Raw genomic sequence first — 24612 nt, 5'->3', positions numbered from 1 at the left:
TCAGCTGTCTTCTGCGCAGAACAGTTTGTAGAGCAGACCAATCACCTGTTCCGTGTTCCCATCCCGCAAGGAATAGTAGATCGCCTTGCCTTCCCGGCGGGTCGAAACAAGCCCTTCTTCGCGCAGGCGGGCCAACATCTGGCTGACAGCGGCCTGTCGCAACTCAAGCAAATTCTCAAGTTCACCCACGGATTTTTCACCGTCACCAAGGTGGCACAAGATCATCAACCGCCCTTCATGGGCCAATGTTTTAAGGTACGCAGCCGCGCGGGCAGCATTGTCTTTCATATCCGGCAGAGTGTCTGTGCTGCGCGCCTGAGGATCGGTTTGTTTGAGTGCCACGTTTTGACCGTTGTTCCGATTATTATCGGAACAATATGCCTCAAACACGCTGGTGTTGTCACCCCTCGGTTGCCGGTGCGCCGCCTTGAAAAGCGTTGCCATTGACGTAATCACAGGGCTCTTCCTGCATTTGCAGATGTAGGTCGCGGCCCTCATAAGGATGCGCGCGGGCCAGGGCTTCGTCGACATCGATACCTAGGCCCGGCGCTTTTGGCGCGGTTACGAACCCGTCCTCGACCCGAATAGACCCTTTGATCAGTTGGTCATGGAACGGTGTTTCGATGCTTTCCAGCAACAGCAAATTAGGGATCGACGCGGCCAGATGGACATTGGCGGCCCATTCCACCGGCCCTGCATAGAGATGCGGTGCCATCTGTGCGTTAAAGACCTCAGCCATTGCGGCAACTTTCTTCATCTCCCAGATCCCGCCCGCGCGTCCCAACGCCGGTTGCAGGATTTCCGCGGCCCCGGCGCGCAAAACGGCGCCGAATTCGGCCTTGGTTGTCATGCGTTCGCCGGTGGCGACGGGGATACGGACATTGCGGGCGACGCGGGCCATGTCTTCGATCATGTCTGGCGGCGTGGGTTCTTCGAACCAAAGCGGTTGATAAGGCTCCAACGCTTGCCCCAGCCGGATGGCCCCGGCGGTATTGAATTGACCATGTGTGCCGAACAGCAAATCGGCCTTGTCGCCCACCGCTTCGCGGATTGCCTTGCAGAAGGCAACTGACATGGAAATGTCGCTCATGGCGGGCATGTGGCCGCCCCGGATCGTGTAGGGGCCTGCGGGGTCGAATTTGACGGCAGTATAACCACGCCGCACCATTTCAGCCGCCGTTTCGCCAGCTTGCTCAGCAGATGTCCAGAAATCAGTCAGATTATGCTGGGGCAGGGGGTAAAGATACGTATAGGCCCTGATCTGGTTGTTCATCTTTCCGCCCAGCAAAGCATATACCGGGCGGTCGCGATCCTTGCCCAGAATGTCCCAGCAGGCGATCTCCAACCCTGAAAACGCGCCCATCACGGTCAGGTCCGGTCGCTGGGTGAAGCCGCTGGAATAGGCGCGGCGGAACATCAGTTCGATGTTTTCTGGGTTTTCACCCTGCATGTGCCGCTCGAACACGTCCTGAATGACATGGCGCATCGCCTCTGGTCCGACAGAGGAGGCATAGCATTCGCCCCAGCCGGTGATACCGGTGTCTGTCGTCACCTTGACCAGTATCCAATAGCGCCCACCCCAGCCCGGCGCAGGCGGGGCGGTTACGATAATGTCGAGATCCTGCAGTTTCATCCCAAATCCTTTCGGTGGGTCAGGTCCTGTTGAACAGGATCACGTTGCGCTTGGCCGATCCGGTTTTGGTGTCAGCAATAGCCTCGTTGATCTGATCAAGGGACCAGCGGCCCGAGATCAACTCATCCAGCTTCAGCCGCCCTTGTTGATAAAGGTCCACCATCCACGGAATGTCCCGCTGAATCACCACATCTCCCATCTTCGACCCAACAACGCCCTGGCCCAGGGCTGCCAGAACAACGGGCTCATAACTGGCCATGTCACCCGAATGCGGCATCCCGATCATGATCGCCTTGCCGCCAAGGCCAAGATAGCGCGGCGCCTGATCATAAGCAGGGATCGCGCCAACCGTGATCAGAACCGCATCCGCACCACGCCCGCCTAACGCCTTGTAAGCGGCTTTCCAGGGCTGGTCCAAACTGGCCAACACGCCGTGGGTTGCGCCGAATTCCTTGGCGATCTCAAGCTTTTCTTCGGTCATATCCACGGCCACGATCCGCCGCGCGCCTGCAATCCGCGCGCCTTGAACGGCGTTCAGGCCAACGCCGCCCGCACCAATGACCACAACGTCTTGACCAGGCCGTAGACCAGCGGCATTGACCGCAGCACCGACTCCGGTGATCACGCCGCATGAAAGCAGGCTGGCCAGATCCTTGGGCAGGGTTTCTGGAATTTTGACGATCTGGCGGTGGCTCACCACAACTTTTTCAGCAAAGGCTCCGCACGCCATGGCCTGTTCGAGTGGACCTCCATCACCGGTCTTCAACGGACCTTTGACCGTATCGTATGGTGTTTCGCAGATTGTTGGTTTTCCGCCCGCACAGCTGGGGCACGTTCCACAGGCACGGATCAGTGTTACAACCACAGGGTCGCCAACTTTGAACCCCCCTGCAGCATCGCCAACAGCGCTGATCACGCCTGCGGCCTCGTGACCGTATACTGCGGGCAGGAATCCGCCCCACGCGCCTTCGGCGTAGGATATATCCGAATGGCAGATGGCCACGGCGTCCAGTGTTACCTCGACCTCGCCCGTGCCGGGGGCTGCGAGTTGAACCTCTTCGATCACCAAAGGTTCGCCAAATGCCCGGCAGACTGCGGCTTTGATTGTTTGCATGTTTTCTCTCTCTCCCGTTGCGTTCACGGTGGCCCGGGAAACGGCAACTCGCAAGGCAGAAACCGCCATTTGCATGTCGTTGTTACGCCACGACAGGGCTGGATCTGCGGAACAAAAGGAAGCCCGCCAGCATGAGCGCAAGTGCCAGCAGGAAGGGAGCGCCGGGCAGGTAGAGCGGCGTGTCGGGCCGAATGAACTGCGCAAAAATCGATGTCATCAGCAAAGGTGAGATCACCATCGACAACGCGTGTAGTGCGGTCAGAACGCCTTGCAATTCGCCTTGCTGCGAATCTGGCGTGGCCTTGGACATCATGGCCTGAAGAGCAGGTGTGATGACCGCCCCGATGGCCGTTATTGGAATGAGAAGCAGCGCGATGAGGCCGTTGGTGAGGAAGGCCAGAAATGCGAAGCTGATGATCTCAAAACCCATTCCATAGATGATTGTACCCCTCTCGCCCAGAAACCGGATAGCAGGTCGGATCAAACCACCCTGCACAATGGCCATGCCTATACCGTAGACACCCAGGGATAGGCCAATCATCTGTGGGGACCATCCGAATCGCTCGGTCGTGAAATAAGACCAGATAGCGGGGTAGACGTAGATGGACACTGAATACAGGAAATACACCCAAAGCAGCGGCCGGATACCGGGCAAAGATGCGATGGCGTTCAGCGAATTGAGAGGATTTGCGCGTTTCAGGCTAAAGGCGCGGCGGTTCTTGTCGGTCACGGTCTCGGGCATCACGAAATAGCCGATGCAAAAGGTCAGTGCGGCCAACCCGGCGGCAGCCCAGAACGGTGCGCGCGTGCCATATTCACTGAGCAATCCACCGATGACAGGACCAAGGACGAAGCCCATGCCAAAGGCGGCGCCCAGCAGGCCAAAGTTTGCAACCTTATCCTTGGGCTCGGACACATCCGCCATAAACGCCGCAGCGGTGGCGTGGGTGGCTGCGGTTATGCCGCCGACGATCCGGCCGATCAGCAACAACCAAATGCTGCCCGCAACAGCCATGACAACATAATCCAGCGCCATTACAAATAGGGACACCAACAGGACGGTTCTGCGTCCGTACGCGTCTGACAGGTTTCCAAGTATGGGCCCAAAGATAAACTGCATCGCGGCGAAGGCGGTGCTTAGGACACCGCCCCAGATCGCTGCATTGGCAAGCGAGCCGCCCTGAACCTCGACGATCAGCTCCGGCATGATCGGCATCACCAGACCGATGCCCATGGCGTCGATCATGACGATGCAGAGGATAAAGAAAAACGGCAGACGCATAGGACCCGGCAAGTGATCAGTTCAACGCACCCTAAGCACAGATGGTAACCGAGAAAAGCGAGAGTTGATTGCGGGTCGAACTGCCGTTGCGACAGGTCAGGGCAGTTTGTCTGCCAGTTCTGACAGGATTTGCGCAAGCTCGCGCGGATGCGAGAAGAACGGGGAATGCGAACTGTCGATGGTGCGGCGCATATCTTCGGGGATAAGGGCGCTCATCTCGGCCTGGTATTCGGTTGGTACCGTGTGATCGTCCGTGGTGCGGATATACGCCTTGGGCACATTGTCGAAATTCGCACCCGTTGGAAGGGGCGTTTCTTGTGGTCGAATGGCCTGGGGGCACAGGCGCGCGTAGGCATAAGGCAGGATGTTGTCGGGGCAGTCATGGTAGAATAGCTGGGGAATAGCCTCGGCAGACACAGTGTATGACAGCCCATCCGGGGATTTCTCAACCGCGTGTGCAATAGTCTGCCTTGGGCCAAGCCTGCGCATCTCGGCCATGGAAAGACCGTCTTTGGGCACATAGGCGCACAGATAGATCAGCGCGCGCATTGCATCAGGTTGCGCCTCGGCGGCGGCGCTGATCGGGTAGCCGCCCCAAGAATGGCCAACGATGATTGTATCTGATGTGCTGGCATGCAGCACGGCGTCGCGGCAACTGTCCAGCGTGACCTCGGCTACGGGCGTGGGGTCAGCACCATGGCTGGGCATGTCGATTGCTTTGGCAGAATGCCCCAGAGCTTCAAGCGCGGGGATCAGGTCGCGCCAGCACCATGCGCCGTGGCAAGAGCCGTGGACCAACAGGAAAGACGCCATTGCCGTTCTCCTTCAGATATGTCCGATTTCGTTCAGAAAACCAGTCAGGATTTCTGCATATTCCGCTGGTTTTTCAACGCAGGGCAAATGCCCGGCCCGGCGCATCAGCTGGAACCGGGACCCCGGGATCAGATCGACGGTCTCTCGCACTAGATCGGGGGGTGTTGATCCGTCTTCGCTGCCTGCAATGCCCAAGGTCGGGAGGCGCAGCCCACTCGTTGGGGTATAGAAATCGGTGCCAACAATGGCCGAGCAGCAGCCCAGATACCCTTCAGCCGGCTGGCCCACCATCATGTCGCGCCAAGGCAGGTGGTTTTGTGCGGCGCGGAAATCACGCGAAAACCAACGCTCCATCGTTGCGTCGGCCAATGCTTCGATCCCGCCTTTGCGCACGGCCTCAATCCGATCCTGCCAGACCGAAGGAGTGGCGATTTTGGCCGCCGTGTTCGAAAGAACCAGACCACGGATCTGGTCCATGCGTTTCACGGCAAGACCCTGAGCAATCATCCCACCGATGGACAGGCCCACGAAAACACAGTCGCGGACTTGCAGGTGATCCAACAACGCCTCTGCATCGCGTATCAATGCGCCCATCGAATACGGCGCGGGCGGCACCGATGATTGCCCGTGACCACGTTTGTCGTATCGGATGATGCGCAGCCCTTGTGGCAAAAGCGGCAACACCGCGTCCCACAAGTGCAGGTTGGTACCCAAAGAATTGGCAAAGACCAAGGGCGCACCGTCTGTTGGGCCGTCGATGCGGTAATTCAGTTTCACGTCGCCCAGATCAACGATCTTCATGACTGGCTTCCTTGTCGCCATGACCTTTTGGGGTGCAACATGCACATCTAGTGCAGCCCTGTCAGGTCAGGAATTCCAACGCCCTGGAAAATACTGCCGGATCGACATTGCCGCCAGATGCAACAACGATCACGTCATCGCCTTCGATCTGGTCGCCCCGGAACAGGGCCGAGGCCAGGGCCACCGCGCCGCCGGGTTCCAGTACGATCTTGAGACGCAGGAAGGCAAGCGCCATGGCGCGCAAGGCTTCTTCTTCGGTGACAGACAAGCCTGGACCGCACAGGCGGTTGAGAATCGGAAACGTGATGTTTCCGGGTTGCGGTGTCAGAATGGCGTCGCAGATGTTGCCTGAAGCTGCGTTGTTGTTTCCAATCTGCCCTGAGGCCAGCGAGCGTTTGACGTCATCGAACCCCTCTGGCTCACAAGGGCGCGCGCGCAGGTTCGGCGCATGTTTTTCCAGGGCCAGAGCGATGCCCGAGGTCAGGCCGCCCCCGCCGCAACAGACCAGCACGTCTGCCTGAGTGACGCCCAGATCCGCTGCCTGACCGGCGATTTCAAGGCCGGTGGTGCCTTGGCCTGCAATAACCAGAGGTTCGTCAAAAGGTCGGATCAGGGTCAGTCCGCGCTCCGCCGCGATGGCTTCGCCAATTTCTTCGCGCTTTTCATTCGCACGGTCATACAGAACAACTTCGGCCCCAAGCGCGCGGGTGTTTTCGATCTTCAACTGAGGGGCGTCCGACGGCATAACGATAACCGAAGAAATGCCGTGCTTTGATGCCGCCATTGCAACGCTTTGTGCGTGGTTGCCCGAGGAATACGCAATCACACCGCGCTGACGTTCGGCTTCTTCCAGTGCCGAAATCGCGGACCAGGCCCCGCGAAACTTGAAGCTGCCGGTATGTTGCAGACATTCCGGTTTGACCAAAATCCGACGTCCGGCGAGATTGTCGAGAAATGGAGAAGACAAGATCGGTGTCTTTCGGATGTGTCCGTTCAGCCGTTCTGCTGCGGCTTCGATCATCTCGATTGTGCTCATGCGGCGTTCTTCAATACCTTTTGTATGAGATCCAAAGATTGGGGTTCGTTCAGAAACGGAACATGCCCACGATCGGGAACTTCGGTTGAGATCAAGCCCGGATGGCGGTCGTGCATTTCAGCTACCGTTTCGGTGCTCAGAACGTCCGAGTTCGCCCCTCGGATAACGCCCGTCGGAATGTCGCGCAGGGCTTCAAAGAACATCCAAAGATCAGGTGTCGCCCCGCTTGCGGCCTGTTCGATCAGTGCCTTTCGCAGTGCCGGATCGTAGCGTAGCGCCAACCCATCCTCGTGTTTTTCGTACTGAATTTCGGCCTGCATCCGCCAGGTTTCCAGGGAAACGCCGGGGAATTGAGGCTCCATTACCTGTTTCAGTGTCAAAGCGGCCTCATCATAGGTTTGCGCAGTCGGTTGCGTGCCCACATAGGCCATGATCTTGGCAATACCGGATGTTTCGATGACAGGTCCAACATCGTTCAGGATCACCCCGGCCAGCCGCTCGGGATGGCTTGCGGCCAGGGCCATGGCGATCAGACCACCCCGCGAGGTGCCCAGAACGAATGTCTTCTCGATCCCCAGTACATCCAGCAGTTCGATCGCGTCATGCGATTCACGAAGGATGTTGTAGTTCATGAAATCGGGATCATAGTCCGACCGGCCACGCCCTCTGTAATCCGTCGCAATCATGCGCAGGTCAGCGGCATGAGGGGCAAAAAACGAAAAGTCGCGGCTGTTTCGGGTCAGCCCGGCCAGACACAAAAGCGGCGTGCCCGTGCCCGTTTCCTCAAAGTAGATGCGCTTGCCGTCCGTGGTTGTGAAGTTTGACATCAAAGCCCTGCGAGTTTTGGGATTGTGGTTAAATCGGACAGCACATGGGCTGGTGTCCAGGGCAGGCGGTCCATCGGTTCACCGATCCGGTTGACCCACGCAGTGACGAAACCGTACCCGCTGGCACCTGCCGCATCCCAACCGTTTGAGCTGACGAACAGAACCTCGTCACGGGCGCAGTCAAACCGTTTCTGGACCAGATCATACACGCGGGCATGGGGTTTGAAGACACCTACACTCTCAACCGACAGAACATCGTCCAGCACATCGCCGATTCCCGCAGACTGCACAGCGCCGTCCAGCATGGGGGGCGAACCGTTGGACAGGATCGCCGTTTGCAACCCGCCTTCTTTGAGCGCTTTCAACATGTCGGGAACTTCGGGGTAGGCTTGCAACTCCCAATAAAGATCAAGCAGACGTTGGCGTAGTTTCTGGTCGCCTTGCAGTCCAGCGGCGTCCAGCGCCCAATCCAGCCCGTCCTGAGTGACATCCCAAAAATCGGTATGGGCATCCGCCACTGCGCGCAGCCAGGTGTATTGCAATTGCTTCAGGCGCCAATGCCCCGCGACTGTTGGCCATTTGTCCTTGAGGGCTTCAAATCCCGGTTCGTCGGCAGCCTGGCGGGCAGCGGCTGCAACGTCAAAAAGTGTTCCGTAAGCATCGAAGACACAGGTGGTGATCGGCATGTGATCCTCCTCTGATCGCGCGGAGTTTGGCACAACAACGAGGGGGGTGAAAGAGCCAAGGGTTTACAACATTGTGTCAGGCTCTAGGGTTGGCCGCTCAATCCTGTAAAACGGCCGGAGGCCACGATGACCGAAATCAAACAAGGCGACACGGTTCGCATCCACTACACCGGGACGCTGCTGGACGGCCAAACCTTTGACAGCTCAGAGGGGCGCGATCCTTTGGAGTTTGTGGTCGGGTCTGGCCAGATTATTCCTGGCTTAGACAGTGCTATGCCCGGCCTGTCCGTGGGGGACAAAAAGCGGGTCGAGATTGCCTGTGTGGATGCCTATGGCCCCATTAATCCGGCGATGCGTCAGGAAATTCCTCGCGAAGGCATTCCCGATGACATCCCGCTTGAGCCTGGAACGCAATTGCAAATGCAGTCACCGGATGGTCAAGCCGTACCAGTCACTGTGGTCGGTGCGAATGAAGCGACTGTAACTCTGGACGCCAATCACCCGTTGGCTGGTCAGGATTTGATTTTTGATATCGAGGTCATGTCGATCAACTGACGCACGGTTCGGGCCGGTATGCCGGCTCGGCCCTTACCCGATCAGTGCTTCAAGTGCTGTGCGCACCTGCGGTTGTGTGAAAAATATGAACGCGACCAAAAGACATGTCAGCGTCAGCAGCAGAACTCTGGCACGTTGGCTGAGAAAACCGGTTTTCTTCCGGGTTTGCGTCGCACGTGCGTTATTCGCAATGATTTGATCTAGCTTGCTCATATCGAATTCCTGCCGCCCAAAGATGGTGAAATCTTGGCAGCGGCAGGGAAAGATATGGTCACATGGATTCGGGCTGAGGCATCCCAAGAACGTGGAAACCACCATCGACGCGGATGATTTCACCCGACGTGCAAGCGCCCGCATCAGATGTGAGGTAAACCGCAGTTCCGCCCACGGCCTCCAACGTCGCATTAGAACGCATTGGAGCGTTCTGGTCGCAAAATTTGTAGGTCTTGCGCGCACCGCCGATGGCTGCTCCGGCAAGAGTTCTCATTGGTCCCGGAGAAATAGCGTTCACACGGATCCCGTCAGGGCCAAGGTCGTTGGCCAGATAGCGCGTTGCCGATTCCAGAGCCGCCTTGGCAACCCCCATGACGTTGTAATTAGGTACAACGCGGTTTGATCCTTGATAGGTCAGGGTCAGCAGCGAGCCGCCATTGTCCTTCATCATCGGATAGGCGCGGCGCGCCACTTCGATGAAAGAATATGCCGAGACGTCCATTGAATGTTTAAAATTCGCCCGTGTGGTATTCAGAAACCGGCCGGTCAGCTCGGACTTGTCCGAATATGCGATGGCATGGACAACGAAATCGATGGTGGGCCAGCGCTGGGCCAGCTCGCCGAATGCACGATCCAGCGAATCGTCATCGGTAACATCTGCGTCGACCATGAAGTCGCTGCCAAGGCTTTGGGCCAAAGGCTCGAGCCGTTTACCGAATGCCTCGCCCTGGTAGGTGAATGCCAGTTCTGCGCCCGCCTCGTGCATGGCCTTGGCAATGCCCCACGCGATTGAGCGGTCATTGGCCACGCCCATGATCAGGCCGCGTTTACCCTTAAGAAGATCCGACATCACTTTCACCCGTTATACTTTGACAGAATCATGGACCCGTTGGTGCCGCCAAAGCCGAAGCTGTTGGTCATGACACTGTCCAGTCCTGCGTTTTCAACCACTTCGGTCGCAATTTCACCGGGCTGGATGCCCTCGGCAAGCGTGTCGACATTGATCGACGGCGTAATGAAATCATGATCCAACATCAGCAGGCAGAAGATCGCTTCGAGCGCGCCCGCCGCCCCTTGCGCGTGGCCAGTCATCGACTTTGTTGACGAAATAGGTGGCACGCTACCTTCGCCAAAGATGCGGCGCACGGCTTCAACCTCACCCACGTCGCCGACAGGGGTCGAGGTGCCGTGGGCATTGATGTAGTCCACTTTGCGGCCTTCGGGCAGAGTGCCAAGCGCCAGACGCATTGCACGCTCACCGCCTTCACCGGACGGGGCCACCATGTCATGGCCGTCCGAAGTTGCCGCGTATCCGGTGACCTCGGCGTAGATCTTTGCGCCACGCGCCAGCGCGTGCTCTAGATCCTCCAGCACGACGATGCCGCCGCCGCCTGAAATCACAAACCCATCGCGGTTTTCATCAAACGCGCGCGAGGCTTTGTCCGGAGTGTCGTTGTATTTCGAGGACATCGCGCCCATCGCGTCAAACAGGCACGAGAGTGTCCAGTCCAGTTCTTCGCCGCCGCCAGCAAACATCACGTCCTGCTTGCCCAACATGATCTGTTCCGCCGCATTGCCGATGCAATGCAGAGACGTCGAGCAGGCCGAAGTGATCGAATAGTTGATGCCCTTGATCTTGAACGCCGTAGCCAGGTTTGCCGAAATCGTCGAGCACATGCATTTCGGCACTGCAAACGGCCCAATCCGCTTGGTTGCACCAGTTTTCAGAACGGTTTGATGTGCCGTCAGCATCGCACTGGTCGACGGGCCGCCCGAACCAGCGACCAGACCGGTGCGTGGGTTCACAACCTGTTCTTCGGTCAGGCCAGCGTCTGCAATCGCCTGGCTCATGGCGATGTGGGCATAAGCGGCGCCCGGGCCCATAAAGCGCAAAGTACGCTTGTCCACATGCTGGGTCACGTCGATCTTGAGCGTTCCGGCAATCTGGCTGCGAAAACCATGTTCGACCATCTGCTCGTTGGCCTCGATCCCGGATTTGCCTGCTTTGAGCGAGGCCAGAACCTCTTCGGCATTGTTCCCGATGGAGGAGACGACCCCCAGACCGGTGACGACGACGCGACGCATAAGCGTACTCCTGTATTTCGTTTTCAGTGACGTGTCCGATAGCTGGGGTTAGCTTTCCGACAGTGCAACCTTCATATCTTTTACCTGATAAATTACTTCGCCGTCGGCTTCGACCCGGCCATCCGCCACACCCATGGTCAGGCGGCGGGTTTGAACGGCTTTGGTGAAGTCGACATAATATGTCAGCATCTTGCGATCCGGGCGGACCATTCCGGTCAGTTTGACTTCGCCCACGCCCAGCGCATAGCCGCGTCCCTGCCAGCCGCGCCAGCCCAGATTGAAGCCGGTCAACTGCCAAAGGCCGTCAAGGCCTAAACAACCGGGCATGATCGGGTTGCCCGGGAAATGGCAGTCAAAGAACCAAAGGTCAGGCGTGATGTCGAACTCGGCCACAACATGGCCTTTCCCATGCGCACCGCCATCGCCTGAGATATCGGTGATCCGGTCCATCATCAGCATCGGCGGGGCAGGCAACTGCGCGTTGCCGGGACCGAATAATTCGCCGCGGGCGCATTTGAGCAGATCATCTTTGTCAAAACTGCTAGGGAACTGGGCCATTCTGCCGCCTTTCCTGCCGGGGGTCTGTCTTTACATCTGGCCTCGTCTATCACCCGTTTGCAAGGTCCTGCAAGAGTGGTGGCCCACATCATGTTGTGTACGCACCTAACTTTGCGAATGAATTTCATTTGAAATTGCCAACTATGCGCCCCTATATATAAACCAGCAACAATGGGTATCGGATCGATGACACCTCAGAGCCATGAAATAGCGACGGGTTGGCTGGTAAACGCCGGCTTGCGACCTACGCGTCAGCGTGTGGCGCTGGCTGAGCTTCTTGTGGGCGACGGCCGCCATCGCCATGTCACCGCAGAAAGCCTGTTTGAGTCTGCCAAGGCAAACGGGGACGCTGTGTCTTTGGCTACGGTTTACAACACCCTTCGCGCCTTTTGTGACGCGGGTGTTCTGCAGGAAATCACAGTGGACGGTTCAAAAAGCTATTTCGACACCAATACCCACGATCACCCCCATTTTTATTGGGAAGACGAAGCGCGCCTGAGTGATGCTCCGTCGGATCAGCTTGTGATTCAGCGCTTACCTGAAGCGCCCGAGGGCGTTGAGATTGCGTCGGTCGACGTTGTTATCCGGCTGCGCAAGAAATAGGGCGTCAAACCTGTTTCAATCCTTCCTTTAAAACGCGTTCGGCCTGATTAACTGTTGGGTCAGCCGGGCCTGTGCCGTGTCGTGCCATAACCACGGATTCGGCGGCGTCCGGGTCGGTGATCGGAACGCCGACCAATCGCCGGTTGTCATAACTTACAGGGCTGGGCGGGCTGGCGTAACTGATTCCGATTCCCTCGCCATGCGCGGCAAGACTGCGTTGAATTTCCAGCGACGCTGCCCGGTGCGCGACTGTAGGGCGCAGACCCATGCGGCGAAACAGACCCAGGATGTGCTGCGCCGAAAGCCCTTCGGTCGACAGGATCAGAGGGTGCGCTGCGATGTCGGTCAGGGCAACGCCATCCGTTGACGCAAGCGGATGATCTGGCGGCATCAACGCCTTTGGCCTGCTGTCAAACAACTTTGTTCGGGTAAACCCGGCGTCCATGGTCAAATCGTAGGTGATCGCAATGTCGATCTGGCCGTCGATCAAGCCGTTAAGAAGCCCTTCGAAAGACGCGGCGACATAGGAAATCGCGACATTTGGGAAAGCGACGCGCAAATGATGCAGGGCAGGGGCCAATAGGAACGGGGCGAGGTCTGTGAAGCAGCCCAATGTGAATTGCGTCATTCCCGGCTTGGGTGATTCTGAGGTTTCGATTCGCGCAGCGGCGTTCAGCAAAGCCTCGGCCTGTTCAATAAACCTCCGACCCTGAGGGGTCAGGGCCATGGCCGCACCCCGGCGGCGAATGAACAGTGGGTGCCCAAGATGTTCTTCAACCCGTGTCAGCGCGGTGGACAGGGCCGGTTGCGATACATTCAAATACTGCGCTGCTGCGGACAAGCTCCCATGGCGTCCAACCGCGCAGACATATTCGTATTGGCGAAGGGAAATATATAACATGAAGTTATTTATAGCTTCGAAAGATATGATTTGAACAGAATACATATTCAAAGCAAAACGGGGCAAAGCCAAAGGAGACCCGGATGCCACACCCACTCGTATCACAAGCGATGATCGACACTTATCAGCAAGATGGTGTTGTTCTTATCAAGGGACTGTTCGCGGATCACGTGGAACAGCTACGCGAGGGCGTGGCAGCAAATATGGCTGAGCCCGGCCCCTTTGCCTCGGAAAACAAAAAGTCGGGCGAAACCGGGCGGTTTTTCGACGACTATTGCAACTGGACCCGAATTCCTCAGTTCCGCGAGGTTATCGAAAACTCACCGGCTGCCGAGGTGGCCGCCGATCTGATGCAATCGCAAAGTGTTCAGATGTTCCACGATCACGTGCTGGTCAAAGAGCCGGGCACATCGATGGCCACCCCCTGGCATCAGGACGGGCCGTATTACTTCGTGGAGGGACAGCAAACCATCAGCTTCTGGTCTCCGCTGGATCCAGTCCGCCAGGCAACGCTGCGCTGTGTCGCCGGATCGCATCGGTGGGAGAAAGAGGTTCTGCCGACCCGTTGGGTGTCAGAGGAAGGCTTCTTCCCGGATGAAGGTCAGTACATTCAAGTTCCGGACCCGGATGCCGAAGGGATGCGGGTTGTTGAGTTCGAAATGGAGCCGGGTGACGCCGTGGCGTTCAACTATCGCACTTTGCATGGAGCACGAGGCAACCAGTCGGACAGCCGTCGCCGCGCGTTCTCGCTGCGCCTGGTTGGGGATGATGCACGCTATGTTGAACGCCCGGGCCGCACCTCGCCCCCGTTTCCCGGTCACGACATGACACCGGGTCAGCGCCTGCGCGAGGACTGGTTTCCTATGCTGTTGCAGCGCTGAGGCGACTCAGAACCACTGACCTGATTCGATCAGACCCAGATCTAGCAACTGGCGGGACTGCCATTTAAACGGCACTGAGTTCCGCCAGCGAAAGCTGGGGATGTCAAAAGTAGACCCTGCATTTGCCTTCAGGGCTTTTGCCGCCCGAAATGAGCATACGGCCGCAGTCATGTTGTGATGCCATGGACAGGAATAGGTGTTGTATTCCGGTTCATTGAATGTGTGGTCGGGCTGCAAGACCAGCCCTTTTTCCGATTTGAACAGGGCGATGCGGTCAATGCGGCGGCGTTCGTATGGAACGTGTTCTTCAAACCGCCAGCGTAAACCACCCGAAATATCCAACTGCCGATCTAAAGGCTGACCGCTTGGGTCGTGGCGGGTATGAGCATAGTAGCCCGTGCTGTCGAAGAGGGCGTGATCGGGCGCGACTCCGTTGGGGTTGGTGCTTAGATCATCGGCATAAAGGTCAATGACATAGCTGAGCATGGCATTGCGCCTTTCTTCGCTGTGAAAGGCCAGCATTTCACCAACGCTGCGCGTTTCGCAGAAAGGAAAGAACAGGTATTCGGCGTTGTAACAGTAATACATCCAAACGCCCGGCGCGGCCTGGATAATCCTGTTTATGGTGTCAAACACCATGGTTCGGGGCGTGCATTTCAGTGTGATCCGATGCACGTGATCGGCCAGTTCCGGGTCGAGAGCGAGGTCCTGAGGCATGAACACAAGCACCGACTTGAACCCCAACTGCAGGTGATGCCGCACGGTGCTGTCCAGCTCGACCTCGTCTTCGGCAAAAATCAATGCGATGGGCCCTTTGGCCAATGCAGTCTGACCCGATTTCAGAAAATGGTCCGGGGATTCGTACTTCATCGCGTGTTTTCGGTTTTGCCTTGCTGGAAAGTCCCGCCAAATTCGGGTAATTGCGCCCGCATTGCAAGCGGCGTTCGAAGCATATAGATGACGCCGGTCCCGCGAATGCAAAGGCCCGATCCATGTCCGAACCGAAGAAGCTGTTTATCAAGACCTATGGCTGTCAGATGAATGTCTATGACAGCGAGCGCATGTCCGAGGCACTGGGCGGGCAGGGCTATGTCGAAACCAAGACACCTGATGATGCGGATATGATCCTGCTGAACACCTGTCATATTCGCGAAAAGGCCGCGGAAAAGGTGTATTCTGAACTGGGCCGGTTCAAGGGTCTGAAGGCCGAGAAACCGGATCTGAAAATCGGAGTTGCAGGCTGTGTCGCTCAGGCTGAAGGCGAAGAGATCATGCGCCGCCAGCCTCTGGTCGACTTGGTTGTTGGCCCGCAAAGCTATCATCGCTTACCCGAGATGGAAGCCAAGACCCGCGCTGGTGAAAAGGCGCTGGATACGGATTTTCCTGAAGAGGACAAGTTCGAGAAGCTAAAAAACCGCCCCAAGGCCAAGCGTGGCCCGACGGCGTTTCTGACTGTTCAGGAAGGCTGTGACAAGTTCTGCGCCTTCTGCGTTGTGCCCTATACTCGTGGTGCCGAAGTCAGCCGCCCGGCCGACCGCATTATTCGTGAAGCGCATGATCTGGTCGAACGCGGGGTGCGCGAGATCACTTTGCTGGGGCAGAATGTGAATGCCTATCATGGCGCGGGCCCTAACGGGGACACGACTCTGGCAGGTCTGATCTGGGAGCTGAACAAGGTCGACGGTCTGGAGCGGATTCGCTTTACCACGTCGCACCCCAATGACATGGCCGATGACCTGATCGAGGCGCATGGCACTTGCGACAAGCTGATGCCTTATCTTCACCTGCCGGTGCAGTCGGGTTCGGACCGCATTCTCAAACGGATGAACCGCAGCCATACAGCCGAAAGCTATCTGCGCCTGATCGAAAAAATCCGCGCGGCGCGCCCGGATATTGTGATGTCTGGCGATTTCATTGTCGGGTTCCCCGAGGAAACCGAAGAGGATTTCCAGGCAACGATGGATTTGGTCGAAGAGGTCAAATACGGCTACGCGTATTCCTTCAAATACTCCACCCGCCCCGGAACGCCCGCAGCCGAGAGGGCACAGGTTGACCCTGCGGCGGCGGATGAACGGTTACAAAGACTTCAGGCTCTGATCACCCAGCATCAGCGGGAAATACAGGATAGCATGGTGGGCCGAACCGTGCGTGTTCTGTTCGAAAAGCCGGGACGCTTGACGGGTCAAATGGTCGGAAAGTCTGAGTATCTTCATTCGGTCCACGTCAAAGGCCCCGAGATCGAGACTGGAGATTTGAAAGAGGTTCGGATCACCGAGTCGGGCGCCAACTCGCTGGCCGGAGAGCTGCTGTAGATCGGCAAGTATCCACCGGTCAGCCACCATAGTTGGTGTTTGTTTCCAAAATTTACCCTTGATTTATTGCTTGGAACTATGTTCGGAGAAGAGCCAAGTTTTTCCGGGCGTGAAGTTATGCGTTAAAAGACGGTTTTTGGCCGGTGTTGCGACCGGAGTGATGGAGGCACGAGTGACGACCCTTAAGAACTTCAGGATTTCAATACTTGGCAGAACACTTCCCGCAGCGTCACTTGCTACTCTTCTGGCTAGTACAACAATTGCAGGTGATCTGAAGGGCACAGTGAACGAGCCTGAAGTGATCAGCCCGACTAGTTTCGGCAGCGATGTCAGCGCCTTTTATCTGGGATTGGCCGGCGGTTATGGCTCGGGGGGCGATGATCGCTTCGGTCTAAGAACACCCGCCGGGTTGTTCGATGTCGGCGAACAGGATCTGTCTGGTTCTTACGGTGAGATTCGTGGCGGCTGGCGTGGTATCTTGCCTGCCAGAGGTGGCCGTGACTACGTTTATGGTTTGGAAATCGGGTACCAGTTCGGATCCTTTGATGACAGCGTTGGCACCCAGATTGGCGGCGTCGATGTTCAAGGTGGCACCGAGGTGTCCGATGTACTGGCGATCCGGTTTAAAAATGGTCTGACCAACCGCAGCGGCCGAATCCTGTATTTCGTTAGTGTCGGCTATTTGTGGGGTGATATTGAAACGACCAACAGCATCACATCTGGCGGTTCGACGCAGAATTTCGCGGTTACTGATCGGCGGAACGGATACTCTGCCAGCATTGGGGCTGAACATAAACTTACCGACAATTGGTCGATTACCGGTGAATATGAATACGTCCAGTTCGACTCGAAGACCGTCCAGTTCAGTTCAGGTTTTTCTACAAAGTCGACGCCAAAATACGGCGGTCTCAGATTTGGGCTGAACTATACGTTCTGATGCCAACTGGAACGGCATTTTTCGGCTGTTTTGTCATCCCCGCACTAAATTTTGAATCTGTGGCTTGCGCCCACCGAGTTTTGTTGTCTACGCTCAGGGTGAACAGCCAAGACAGGAGAACGGATTGGCCATCGGTGCCCTGACCCCACCGCAAGATGAAATGCCCCAGCGTGAGGCGTTTGTAGAATTTCCCGACAACCGATTGTTGATTGACCTATGCGGCGAGTACGACCGCAATCTGACCGATATAGAAAGCAAGCTTTCGGTCCAGATTGTACGCCGTGGCAACCAGCTGGTTGTCATGGGCGACGAAGATGCTCAGAAACAAGCCGTAGAAGTGCTGCAATCGCTTTATACCCGCCTGGAAGGGGGGCGCGAGGTCGAAGCCGCAGATGTGGATCGCGAGTTGCGAATGGGTGCTTCGGAACAAGGTACGGGCACGCGCGACGGCGATCAGCTTGAGATGTTCAAGGGTGGCTCGGTCGAGATCAAGACCCGCAAGAAACTGGTCGAACCGCGTACAGATGCTCAGAAAGCCTATGTTCAGTCGTTGTTTCAGAACGAATTGGCCTTTGGCATTGGCCCTGCGGGAACAGGTAAAACCTATCTGGCGGTTGCCGTTGGTGTTTCGATGTTTATTGGCGGCCATGTGGATCGAATCATCCTGAGCCGCCCGGCGGTCGAGGCGGGTGAAAAGCTGGGCTATTTGCCTGGTGACATGAAGGACAAGGTCGATCCGTATATGCAGCCGCTTTATGACGCGCTGAACGATTTTCTGCCGGGTAAGCAACTGGCCAAGCTGATCGAGGAAAAACGAATCGAAATCGCCCCGCTGGCATTTATGCGCGGTCGAACTCTGGCTAATGCCTTCGTTGTTCTGGACGAAGCCCAGAACGCGACGACCATGCAGATGAAGATGTTCCTGACCCGTCTGGGTGAAGGCAGCCGAATGGTCATCACCGGCGACAGGTCTCAGGTGGACCTGCCGCGCGGGGTGCAATCCGGCCTGGCGGATGCTGAAAGGTTATTGAAAACGATACCAAATATCAGCTTCAACTATTTCACGTCAAAAGACGTCGTTCGTCACCCGCTTGTCGCCGCCATCATCGAGGCGTATGAGGCCGATGCGGGCCGCGATACCAGTTAAGTGCAAGGCCCTATGCAAGGGCTGATGTGCGGTAAGATGAACCTGGAACTCACTGTCGAAGACAATCGGTGGCAAGGTCTCGAGGCCTTGTCGCAAAAGGCGATTTCTGCTGTTTTGGCGTTTGTCGAACTGGATTCTGAGGTTTGTGAAGTCAGCGTTTTGGGCTGCGATGACGCACGGATTGCAGACCTGAATACAGAGTTTCGCGGCAAGCCAAGTGCCACCAATGTTCTGAGTTGGCCAGCCGAGGATCTGGCCCCGGAAGAACCAGGGCAGGTGCCGGTTTCGCCAGAGCCGGACTTTACAGGTGAAATCCCCTTAGGTGATATCGCGATTTCTTTCGACACCTGCGCACGTGAGGCAACTGACGCGGGTAAAGCCATGGACGATCACGTGATCCATTTGCTTGTTCACGGAACGTTGCATTTGCTCGGGTATGATCACATTCGTGATCCCGATGCCACCCTGATGGAAAGGATTGAGGTCGAGATACTTGGCAAATTAGGTATCGATGACCCATATAAGGTATGAAGGGGTCAGATGACCCGATCAATTGGAACAGGATAATGGGCGAGACAGACGGCAGTTCTAGGGCGGCGCACAGCGCGCAACCACAGGACAGCAGCAATACGACCGAAGAGAAAAGCGGATTTTTTTCTCGAATTTTTGATGCGTTTTCGGGCGATGAGGCTCAACCGCAGCCGGTGGCGAACGGACAGGATGCAACGGCGTCTCAGTCCCGTGGGATGATTAACCTGCGGCGGATGCGTGTTGAAGACGTCGCTATCCCGACTGCCGAAATCGTATCGGTGCCTTCTACGATCACCAAAGACGAGCTTGCGGATGTATTCCGTGAGAGTGGCCTGTCCAGAATACCGGTTTATGAAGGCACCCTGGATACGCCTTTGGGTTTTGTCCATCTCAAAGACTTTGCGTTGACCCATGGGTTCAACGGCGGGGGCAGTAGCTTCGATCTTGTCTCGATGCTGCGCACGCTGTTGTTTGTACCGCCGTCAATGCCAATCGGAATATTGCTGACTAAGATGCAGACAGAGCGGCGCCACATGGCGTTGGTGATTGATGAATATGGCGGTGTTGATGGCTTGCTGACCATCGAAGACCTGATCGAACAAGTCGTTGGTGAAATCGCTGATGAGCACGACGCTGATGAAGATCAGTTGTGGGTGCAGGAGAAACCCGGCTGTTATGTCGTGCAAGCCCGTGTCCCGCTTGAGGATTTCGAAGCCGAGATTGGCCGCTCGTTGACCAGCCATGAAGACGTGGATGAAGAGGAAATCGATACTTTGGGCGGCTTGGTGTTCATGCTGTCGGGTCGTGTGCCTGCACGAGGAGAAGTTGTGATCCACCCTGAAGGTCCTGAATTTGAAGTCCTCGACGCCGATCCGCGTCGCATAAAAAGGCTTCGCGTCATGCTGCCGGAAATCGCTGCATGACCCCCCTGCGGGGCTTGCCTTTCCCGCTGAGACTACTGGCCGCCGCCATACTGGGCGGAGTCGCAGGGTTTGGTTTTGCGCCTTATGGCTATTGGGCGCTGACGATCCTGTCTCTGGTCCTGATCGTGCCGCTGTTCCTGTCCAGCGAAACCCGCGCGCGGGCTGGTTGGATTGGATGGGTTTTTGCCACCGGTTACTTTGTGCACGCTCTCAGCTGGCTTGTCGAACCGTTTCAGGTGGACGCCGAACGCCACGCCTGGATGGCGCCGTTTGCGCTGGTGTTTATGGCAGGTGGCCTCGCGCTGTTTTGGGCCGTTGCCTTTTGGATGTCTCGCCGCCCGGGCGCGTCTTCTTTTCGCCAATGCCTGCTCTTGATCGTTACCCTGTCCTTGGCTGAGCTGGCCCGAGGCTATGTGCTAACCGGTTTCCCTTGGGCGGGGGTTTCGCAGATTTGGATCGATACCCCGGTGGCGCAAATGTTGTCTTTGTTCGGGCCATTTGGGTTAAACGCCCTAACGTTCGCAGCGACATTCCCAATCGGTTCGGCATCGATGCACCCCAGACCTTTTCGAGGGCTGGTGCAATCAACGGTATTTACATCCGGATTGGCCATTGTCGCGTTGAGCTATGCCGCGATGCGGCCAACAGTTCACGATGGTCCTCATGTCGTGCGGGTTGTACAACCAAATGCACCTCAGAATCAAAAATGGGATCCGGCCTACGCCCCTTTGTTCTTTTCGCGCCAGATTGACTACACAGCTGCCCAGCCGCGACCTGATCTGATCGTATGGCCCGAAACTGCAGTGCCCGCCTGGCTCGGCAGTGCGCAACCGATTTTGGCCACAATAGCGGATGCAGCGCAGGGCACTCCGGTGATCCTGGGTATTCAGCGCGGAGATGGCCCGAGGATTTTCAATTCGATGGTCTACCTGGACGAAAGCGGGAACCAGGCTGGTCTGTACGACAAGCACCATCTCGCGCCTTTCGGAGAGTACGTTCCCTTCGGCGATTTGATGGGGCGATTTGGCATTCACGGATTAGCGTCCACAACGGGCCACGGGTTCAGCGCGGGACCGGGCCCGCAGTTGATGGATCTGGGGCGCTTGGGGCAAGCCTTGCCGTTGATCTGCTACGAGGCCGTGTTCTCGCAGGATGTGAATGGTGCACCGGGGCGGGCGGATTTCCTGTTGCAGATCACCAATGACGCTTGGTTCGGAACCCGATCAGGCCCGTATCAGCACATGGTTCAAGCTCGGATGAGGGCGATTGAGCAGGGCCTGCCGATGATCCGTGCAGCAAATACCGGCATATCGGCTATGATCGACCCTCTGGGCCGTGTCACGGCCTCTTTGCCTTTGGGCGAGGCTGGATATGTCGATGCCATTCTGCCACTGCCGCTACAGCCGACGATCTATTCGCGAACAGGCGACAGTGTCATTTTTTTGACCCTTTTGTTTCTCGGCGCCATTATCCGCTTTAGTGCCCGCTGGCGCGCGAACTATTAGCGATTGACCCCATCTTCGGGTGGGCGTATGCGTCTCTGACCTGTTACAACGGCTTCCTGGCGTGGCAGAGAAACCCTAATGGAGCACATTTATGTCCCGACAGAACTATACATTTACTTCGGAGTCCGTTTCCGAAGGGCACCCAGACAAGGTCTGTGACCGCATTTCGGATGCCGTCCTTGACGCATTTCTGAATGAAGAACCCGAAGCACGCGTGGCTTGCGAAACCTTTGCCACAACCAACCGCGTCGTTATTGGCGGTGAAGTTGGTCTGTCGGATCAAGACAAGCTGCATGACTACATGGGGCGTATCGAAAGGATTGCTCGCGATTGTATCAAAGATATCGGCTACGAGCAGGACAAGTTTCACCACGAAACGGTCGAGGTGACCAACCTGTTGCACGAACAATCCGCTCACATCGCGCAGGGGGTTGATGCGGCTGACAACAAAGATGAAGGGGCAGGCGACCAGGGCATCATGTTCGGCTACGCCACGACAGAAACCCCCGCGCTTATGCCCGCACCGATCCAGTACTCGCACGCTATCCTGCGTCGTCTAGCCGAAGTGCGCAAAAGCGGTGCCGAACCTGCGCTGGGTCCTGATGCCAAGTCGCAATTGTCCGTCACCTATCGTGATGGCAAACCGGTTGGCGTCAGCTCGGTCGTTTTGTCCACGCAGCACTTGGATGAAGCGCTGACATCAGATGACATCCGCGAAATCGTCGAACCCTACATTCGCGAAACTCTGCCCGAAGGCTGGTTGTCTGCTGACACCGAATGGCACGTAAACCCAACGGGCAAATTTGTGATTGGCGGTCCGGATGGCGACGCAGGTCTGACCGGTCGCAAGATCATCGTGGACACCTATGGTGGCGCGGCCCCGCATGGCGGCGGCGCGTTCTCGGGCAAAGACCCGACCAAGGTGGACCGTTCGGCTGCGTATGCCGCGCGTTACCTTGCCAAGAACGTTGTCGCTGCTGGCATGGCAGAGCGTTGCACGATCCAGCTGAGCTATGCGATTGGTGTCTCCAAACCGCTGTCCATCTATGCCGATACGCATGGAACGGGTCACGTTTCAGACGCCGAGATCGAAAAAGCCGTTGGGCAGGTCATGGATCTGACCCCGCGTGGCATTCGTGAGCACCTGCAGATGAACAAGCCGATCTATCAGCGCACCGCTGCTTATGGCCATTTCGGGCGCGAACCCGATGCAGACGGTGGCTTTAGCTGGGAACGTACCGATCTGGTTGACGCACTGAAAGCGGCAGTCTGATCCAAACAGAAAGAAAGCGCGCCTGTAGGGCGCGCTTTTTCTTTGCAGGGGCGGCGCGCACTTGCAACACTAAGGCCGGCGCAGTATGGCCACCGCCATGAGCACCGAGACCCCACAACGCCCGCGCAGAAATTTTTATGGCCGCTTCAAAGGTAAGACCCTGAAGCCCAGCCAAAAGACCTATCTGAACGAAGATCTTGCCGCGCTGTCGCCGGGTTCAGTGGATTGGGAGACGAACCCCGAACGCAAGCCCTTAGACCTGGATGGTCTGTTTGGCGGCAAGCCGGTTTGGCTTGAGGTGGGCTTTGGCGGCGGTGAACATCTGGTGCATCAGGCGCAAAGCAACCCGGATATCGGCATCATCGGGGCAGAGCCTTACATCAACGGCGTTGCGATGCTGCTTGGTAAAATCCGGCAAGCGGGGGTCGAAAATCTTGCCGTGCATCCCGGCGATGCGCGTGATTTGTTCGATGTCCTGCCCGAAGCCAGTATCTCGCGCGCGTTTCTGCTCTATCCGGACCCATGGCCCAAGACCCGTCATCATCGCCGCCGTTTTGTGACGCCCGAACATCTGGAGCCGTTGGCGAAGGTGCTGAAACCCGGGTCGATCTTTCGCGTCGCTACCGACATTCCCGACTATGTGCGCCAGACGCTGGAAGAAGTTCCTCGCGCCGGTTTTGAATGGATGGCGGAACGTCCTGCCGACTGGCGTGAGCCTTGGGACGACTGGATTTCCACCCGCTATGAGCAAAAGGCCCTGCGGGAAGGGCGGGTGCCGCATTATTTGACCTTCCGAAGGACGGAATCCTGATCACCGCCAGATTTCTGCAATCCTGAACGCTATGCTAGAATGTGCGTGACGCCCTTATTTTAGCACAGCCTTTTGTCCGGGATTGCCATGTCTGATATTCGGATCACGAACTGCCACACGCACCTGTTTCACGCGCGCCATGTGCCAGAGGATTACCCCTATCCGGCACTCAAGCCATTCAAAAAGATGCCTTGGCTGATCAAGGCTCTGGCCTTTGGTGCACGCCTGATTGGTCAGCATTCCGCCGCCGAAAAACTGGACAGGCTTTACCGCTTTCAGCAGGAAACGGACGCGGACAGCCAGCGCGATATTCTGGACAACATGCGGCGACACTATCCCAGTGATACCCGTTTTGTTGTGTTGCCAATGGAGATGTCAGCCTTTGGGTTCGGCGCGCCGGAGGTTCCGCTGAGCGCGCAACACAACGAACTGGCAAAGCTGGCTGGCGACCCGGATGTCGGCAGGTCCGTAATACCCTTTGCAACGATTGACCCGCGTGCCGATCCTCAGGCGACGGAACTCTGGCGGGCCATAGATGGTCTGAAGTTTCGGGGCCTGAAGCTCTATCCGCGTCTGGGGTTCGCGCCGGACGATCCGGTTCTTATGCAGCATGTTTACCCGCGACTAGAGGAACTGAACCTGCCGGTCATGTCCCATTGCTCACGCGGCGGCGTTCAGGGGCGCTATCTTTCAGACTATTGGGCCGACCGCTATACCGAGCCCGAGGCGTTTGTTCCCGTAATGCGTGCTCATCCCAAGCTACGGATTTGCCTGGCGCATTTTGGCGGGCAGCGCGACTGGGATGCCTATGTCAATCCGGATCGAAAGAACCCGCTGGACGACGCCTTCTACAGGAACTGGCAGGTGGCAATCCGGCGCATGATCGGCAGTGGAAACTACCCCGGCCTCTGGACGGATATCTCTTACACATTGTTCCAGTTCGAAGATTACGCCCCCTTCTTGCGCATTTTTCTAACCGGCGAGGATGAAGAAGGTGAGCGCCTTAGGTCGCGTGTCCTGTTTGGATCAGATTACTACATGACCCGGCAAGAAGCGCTGTCAGAAAAGGCGGTCTGTTTTCGGTTGCGCAACATCTTGGGTGAGGAGATTTTCCGGCAGATCGCTGAAGAAAACCCGGTGAAATGGCTGGGGGAAGCCTGAGAGGTCGCTTTGCGCTCATTGCCG

The 24612-nt window shown here is 57.1% G+C and carries 27 protein-coding genes and 1 riboswitch; of the genes, 12 read left to right on the top strand and 15 right to left on the bottom strand.

The features are described from left to right. The 9 genes from ACR3EH_RS06345 to ACR3EH_RS06305 form a co-directional block, all read right to left on the bottom strand. On the bottom strand, positions 1-288 hold the full coding sequence (locus tag ACR3EH_RS06345; RefSeq protein WP_171187149.1) for an ArsR/SmtB family transcription factor: 288 nt from the start codon (positions 286-288) through the stop codon (positions 1-3). 112 nt (positions 289-400) lie between these two features. Continuing rightward, positions 401-1633 carry a mandelate racemase/muconate lactonizing enzyme family protein gene (locus ACR3EH_RS06340; protein WP_171187058.1) on the bottom strand — a complete coding sequence of 411 codons (1233 nt, stop codon included), beginning with the start codon at positions 1631-1633 and terminating at the stop codon, positions 401-403. A gap of 19 nt (positions 1634-1652) precedes the next feature. Further along, entirely contained in the window at positions 1653-2747 is a 1095-nt protein-coding gene (locus ACR3EH_RS06335; RefSeq protein ID WP_171187056.1) for a Zn-dependent alcohol dehydrogenase, read from the bottom strand. An 82-nt stretch (positions 2748-2829) separates the two neighbouring features. Further along, a complete protein-coding gene (locus tag ACR3EH_RS06330; RefSeq protein WP_171187054.1) occupies positions 2830-4029 on the bottom strand; it encodes a TCR/Tet family MFS transporter in 1200 nt (399 codons plus the stop codon). A gap of 96 nt (positions 4030-4125) precedes the next feature. Beyond that, complete coding sequence (locus ACR3EH_RS06325) at positions 4126-4842, bottom strand: alpha/beta fold hydrolase (RefSeq protein ID WP_171187053.1); 717 nt, start codon at positions 4840-4842, stop codon at positions 4126-4128. Positions 4843-4854: 12 nt separating this feature from the next. Then, on the bottom strand, positions 4855-5643 hold the full coding sequence (gene pcaD, locus ACR3EH_RS06320) for a 3-oxoadipate enol-lactonase (protein WP_171187050.1): 789 nt from the start codon (positions 5641-5643) through the stop codon (positions 4855-4857). Between the two features lie 61 nt (positions 5644-5704). Then, on the bottom strand, positions 5705-6679 hold the full coding sequence (locus ACR3EH_RS06315) for a threonine ammonia-lyase (RefSeq protein ID WP_171676080.1): 975 nt from the start codon (positions 6677-6679) through the stop codon (positions 5705-5707). Beyond that, complete coding sequence (locus ACR3EH_RS06310) at positions 6676-7506, bottom strand: alpha/beta fold hydrolase (protein WP_171187046.1); 831 nt, start codon at positions 7504-7506, stop codon at positions 6676-6678. The genes ACR3EH_RS06315 and ACR3EH_RS06310 overlap by 4 nt, the downstream gene beginning before the upstream one ends. Beyond that, positions 7506-8192, bottom strand: coding sequence for a haloacid dehalogenase type II (locus ACR3EH_RS06305; RefSeq protein WP_171187044.1), 687 nt, complete (start codon positions 8190-8192; stop codon positions 7506-7508). Before ACR3EH_RS06305 ends, ACR3EH_RS06310 begins: the two co-directional genes overlap by 1 nt. A gap of 126 nt (positions 8193-8318) precedes the next feature. Between ACR3EH_RS06305 and ACR3EH_RS06300 the strand changes: the two genes are divergently transcribed. Then, positions 8319-8747 carry an FKBP-type peptidyl-prolyl cis-trans isomerase gene (locus ACR3EH_RS06300; protein WP_171094369.1) on the top strand — a complete coding sequence of 143 codons (429 nt, stop codon included), beginning with the start codon at positions 8319-8321 and terminating at the stop codon, positions 8745-8747. A 33-nt stretch (positions 8748-8780) separates the two neighbouring features. Here ACR3EH_RS06300 and ACR3EH_RS06295 read toward each other — a convergent pair whose 3' ends face one another. The 4 genes from ACR3EH_RS06295 to fabA are packed head-to-tail and all read right to left on the bottom strand — an operon-like array spanning position 8781 to position 11603. Continuing rightward, on the bottom strand, positions 8781-8960 hold the full coding sequence (locus ACR3EH_RS06295) for a hypothetical protein (RefSeq protein WP_171187042.1): 180 nt from the start codon (positions 8958-8960) through the stop codon (positions 8781-8783). 58 nt (positions 8961-9018) lie between these two features. Continuing rightward, positions 9019-9810, bottom strand: a complete 792-nt coding sequence (locus tag ACR3EH_RS06290) for an enoyl-ACP reductase FabI (protein WP_171094364.1) — start codon at positions 9808-9810, stop codon at positions 9019-9021. 5 nt (positions 9811-9815) lie between these two features. Further along, the gene (fabB, locus tag ACR3EH_RS06285; RefSeq protein ID WP_171187040.1) at positions 9816-11045 is read right to left on the bottom strand and encodes a beta-ketoacyl-ACP synthase I; all 1230 of its coding nucleotides are present in this window, start codon (positions 11043-11045) and stop codon (positions 9816-9818) included. Positions 11046-11093: 48 nt separating this feature from the next. Then, complete coding sequence (gene fabA / locus ACR3EH_RS06280) at positions 11094-11603, bottom strand: bifunctional 3-hydroxydecanoyl-ACP dehydratase/trans-2-decenoyl-ACP isomerase (protein WP_093964585.1); 510 nt, start codon at positions 11601-11603, stop codon at positions 11094-11096. 186 nt (positions 11604-11789) lie between these two features. On the opposite strand from fabA, the gene irrA reads away from it, so the two are divergent. Further along, a complete protein-coding gene (gene irrA / locus ACR3EH_RS06275) occupies positions 11790-12206 on the top strand; it encodes an iron response transcriptional regulator IrrA (RefSeq protein WP_171187038.1) in 417 nt (138 codons plus the stop codon). 4 nt (positions 12207-12210) lie between these two features. Here the strand turns inward: irrA and ACR3EH_RS06270 are convergent, their stop codons facing one another. Continuing rightward, positions 12211-13107: a LysR family transcriptional regulator gene (locus ACR3EH_RS06270; protein WP_171187037.1), complete on the bottom strand. Its 897-nt coding sequence runs from the start codon at positions 13105-13107 to the stop codon at positions 12211-12213. 83 nt (positions 13108-13190) lie between these two features. On the opposite strand from ACR3EH_RS06270, the gene ACR3EH_RS06265 reads away from it, so the two are divergent. Further along, positions 13191-13988, top strand: coding sequence for a phytanoyl-CoA dioxygenase family protein (locus tag ACR3EH_RS06265; RefSeq protein ID WP_171187036.1), 798 nt, complete (start codon positions 13191-13193; stop codon positions 13986-13988). Positions 13989-13994: 6 nt separating this feature from the next. Here the strand turns inward: ACR3EH_RS06265 and ACR3EH_RS06260 are convergent, their stop codons facing one another. Continuing rightward, positions 13995-14858, bottom strand: coding sequence for a glycosyltransferase family 2 protein (locus ACR3EH_RS06260; protein ID WP_171187035.1), 864 nt, complete (start codon positions 14856-14858; stop codon positions 13995-13997). 122 nt (positions 14859-14980) lie between these two features. On the opposite strand from ACR3EH_RS06260, the gene miaB reads away from it, so the two are divergent. The 9 genes from miaB to ACR3EH_RS06215 all read left to right on the top strand — a co-directional run bounded on the left by miaB (position 14981) and on the right by ACR3EH_RS06215 (position 24588). After that, positions 14981-16300 carry a tRNA (N6-isopentenyl adenosine(37)-C2)-methylthiotransferase MiaB gene (gene miaB / locus ACR3EH_RS06255; RefSeq protein WP_171187034.1) on the top strand — a complete coding sequence of 440 codons (1320 nt, stop codon included), beginning with the start codon at positions 14981-14983 and terminating at the stop codon, positions 16298-16300. Positions 16301-16436: 136 nt separating this feature from the next. Continuing rightward, complete coding sequence (locus tag ACR3EH_RS06250) at positions 16437-17237, top strand: outer membrane protein (protein WP_480634828.1); 801 nt, start codon at positions 16437-16439, stop codon at positions 17235-17237. A gap of 124 nt (positions 17238-17361) precedes the next feature. Continuing rightward, positions 17362-18384, top strand: coding sequence for a PhoH family protein (locus ACR3EH_RS06245; RefSeq protein WP_171094353.1), 1023 nt, complete (start codon positions 17362-17364; stop codon positions 18382-18384). Between the two features lie 36 nt (positions 18385-18420). Further along, a complete protein-coding gene (gene ybeY, locus ACR3EH_RS06240; protein WP_171094351.1) occupies positions 18421-18915 on the top strand; it encodes an rRNA maturation RNase YbeY in 495 nt (164 codons plus the stop codon). 35 nt (positions 18916-18950) lie between these two features. Beyond that, positions 18951-19838, top strand: a complete 888-nt coding sequence (locus tag ACR3EH_RS06235) for a hemolysin family protein (protein ID WP_171094349.1) — start codon at positions 18951-18953, stop codon at positions 19836-19838. Further along, positions 19835-21343 carry an apolipoprotein N-acyltransferase gene (gene lnt, locus ACR3EH_RS06230; RefSeq protein WP_171676078.1) on the top strand — a complete coding sequence of 503 codons (1509 nt, stop codon included), beginning with the start codon at positions 19835-19837 and terminating at the stop codon, positions 21341-21343. Before ACR3EH_RS06235 ends, lnt begins: the two co-directional genes overlap by 4 nt. A 37-nt stretch (positions 21344-21380) precedes the next feature. Continuing rightward, positions 21381-21429: riboswitch (SAM-SAH riboswitch) on the top strand. A gap of 5 nt (positions 21430-21434) precedes the next feature. Further along, a complete protein-coding gene (metK, locus tag ACR3EH_RS06225) occupies positions 21435-22616 on the top strand; it encodes a methionine adenosyltransferase (protein WP_171187032.1) in 1182 nt (393 codons plus the stop codon). A gap of 97 nt (positions 22617-22713) precedes the next feature. Continuing rightward, complete coding sequence (gene trmB / locus ACR3EH_RS06220) at positions 22714-23427, top strand: tRNA (guanosine(46)-N7)-methyltransferase TrmB (protein WP_171187031.1); 714 nt, start codon at positions 22714-22716, stop codon at positions 23425-23427. 87 nt (positions 23428-23514) lie between these two features. Then, on the top strand, positions 23515-24588 hold the full coding sequence (locus tag ACR3EH_RS06215; RefSeq protein ID WP_171676076.1) for an amidohydrolase family protein: 1074 nt from the start codon (positions 23515-23517) through the stop codon (positions 24586-24588). Positions 24589-24612 lie beyond the last annotated feature (24 nt).

The sequence above is a fragment of the Ruegeria sp. BG7 genome (genome assembly GCF_056535685.1).
This window is presented reverse-complemented; position numbering and strand designations above follow the sequence as displayed.

What these genes read in the sequence shown, in the direction of transcription:
- ACR3EH_RS06345 (WP_171187149.1), bottom strand. Translation starts at nt 288, where the DNA reads ATGAAAGACAATGCTGCCCGCGCGGCTGCGTACCTTAAAACATTGGCC.
- fabA (WP_093964585.1), bottom strand. Translation starts at nt 11,603, where the DNA reads ATGGCCCAGTTCCCTAGCAGTTTTGACAAAGATGATCTGCTCAAATGC.
- ACR3EH_RS06300 (WP_171094369.1), top strand. Translation starts at nt 8,319, where the DNA reads ATGACCGAAATCAAACAAGGCGACACGGTTCGCATCCACTACACCGGG.
- ACR3EH_RS06305 (WP_171187044.1), bottom strand. Translation starts at nt 8,192, where the DNA reads ATGCCGATCACCACCTGTGTCTTCGATGCTTACGGAACACTTTTTGAC.
- ACR3EH_RS06295 (WP_171187042.1), bottom strand. Translation starts at nt 8,960, where the DNA reads ATGAGCAAGCTAGATCAAATCATTGCGAATAACGCACGTGCGACGCAA.
- ybeY (WP_171094351.1), top strand. Translation starts at nt 18,421, where the DNA reads ATGAACCTGGAACTCACTGTCGAAGACAATCGGTGGCAAGGTCTCGAG.
- ACR3EH_RS06235 (WP_171094349.1), top strand. Translation starts at nt 18,951, where the DNA reads ATGGGCGAGACAGACGGCAGTTCTAGGGCGGCGCACAGCGCGCAACCA.
- irrA (WP_171187038.1), top strand. Translation starts at nt 11,790, where the DNA reads ATGACACCTCAGAGCCATGAAATAGCGACGGGTTGGCTGGTAAACGCC.
- ACR3EH_RS06325 (WP_171187053.1), bottom strand. Translation starts at nt 4,842, where the DNA reads ATGGCGTCTTTCCTGTTGGTCCACGGCTCTTGCCACGGCGCATGGTGC.
- ACR3EH_RS06290 (WP_171094364.1), bottom strand. Translation starts at nt 9,810, where the DNA reads ATGTCGGATCTTCTTAAGGGTAAACGCGGCCTGATCATGGGCGTGGCC.
- miaB (WP_171187034.1), top strand. Translation starts at nt 14,981, where the DNA reads ATGTCCGAACCGAAGAAGCTGTTTATCAAGACCTATGGCTGTCAGATG.
- ACR3EH_RS06265 (WP_171187036.1), top strand. Translation starts at nt 13,191, where the DNA reads ATGCCACACCCACTCGTATCACAAGCGATGATCGACACTTATCAGCAA.
- ACR3EH_RS06335 (WP_171187056.1), bottom strand. Translation starts at nt 2,747, where the DNA reads ATGCAAACAATCAAAGCCGCAGTCTGCCGGGCATTTGGCGAACCTTTG.
- pcaD (WP_171187050.1), bottom strand. Translation starts at nt 5,643, where the DNA reads ATGAAGATCGTTGATCTGGGCGACGTGAAACTGAATTACCGCATCGAC.
- ACR3EH_RS06215 (WP_171676076.1), top strand. Translation starts at nt 23,515, where the DNA reads ATGTCTGATATTCGGATCACGAACTGCCACACGCACCTGTTTCACGCG.
- ACR3EH_RS06310 (WP_171187046.1), bottom strand. Translation starts at nt 7,506, where the DNA reads ATGTCAAACTTCACAACCACGGACGGCAAGCGCATCTACTTTGAGGAA.
- lnt (WP_171676078.1), top strand. Translation starts at nt 19,835, where the DNA reads ATGACCCCCCTGCGGGGCTTGCCTTTCCCGCTGAGACTACTGGCCGCC.
- ACR3EH_RS06260 (WP_171187035.1), bottom strand. Translation starts at nt 14,858, where the DNA reads ATGAAGTACGAATCCCCGGACCATTTTCTGAAATCGGGTCAGACTGCA.
- metK (WP_171187032.1), top strand. Translation starts at nt 21,435, where the DNA reads ATGTCCCGACAGAACTATACATTTACTTCGGAGTCCGTTTCCGAAGGG.
- ACR3EH_RS06270 (WP_171187037.1), bottom strand. Translation starts at nt 13,107, where the DNA reads ATGTTATATATTTCCCTTCGCCAATACGAATATGTCTGCGCGGTTGGA.
- ACR3EH_RS06330 (WP_171187054.1), bottom strand. Translation starts at nt 4,029, where the DNA reads ATGCGTCTGCCGTTTTTCTTTATCCTCTGCATCGTCATGATCGACGCC.
- ACR3EH_RS06315 (WP_171676080.1), bottom strand. Translation starts at nt 6,679, where the DNA reads ATGAGCACAATCGAGATGATCGAAGCCGCAGCAGAACGGCTGAACGGA.
- trmB (WP_171187031.1), top strand. Translation starts at nt 22,714, where the DNA reads ATGAGCACCGAGACCCCACAACGCCCGCGCAGAAATTTTTATGGCCGC.
- ACR3EH_RS06340 (WP_171187058.1), bottom strand. Translation starts at nt 1,633, where the DNA reads ATGAAACTGCAGGATCTCGACATTATCGTAACCGCCCCGCCTGCGCCG.
- fabB (WP_171187040.1), bottom strand. Translation starts at nt 11,045, where the DNA reads ATGCGTCGCGTCGTCGTCACCGGTCTGGGGGTCGTCTCCTCCATCGGG.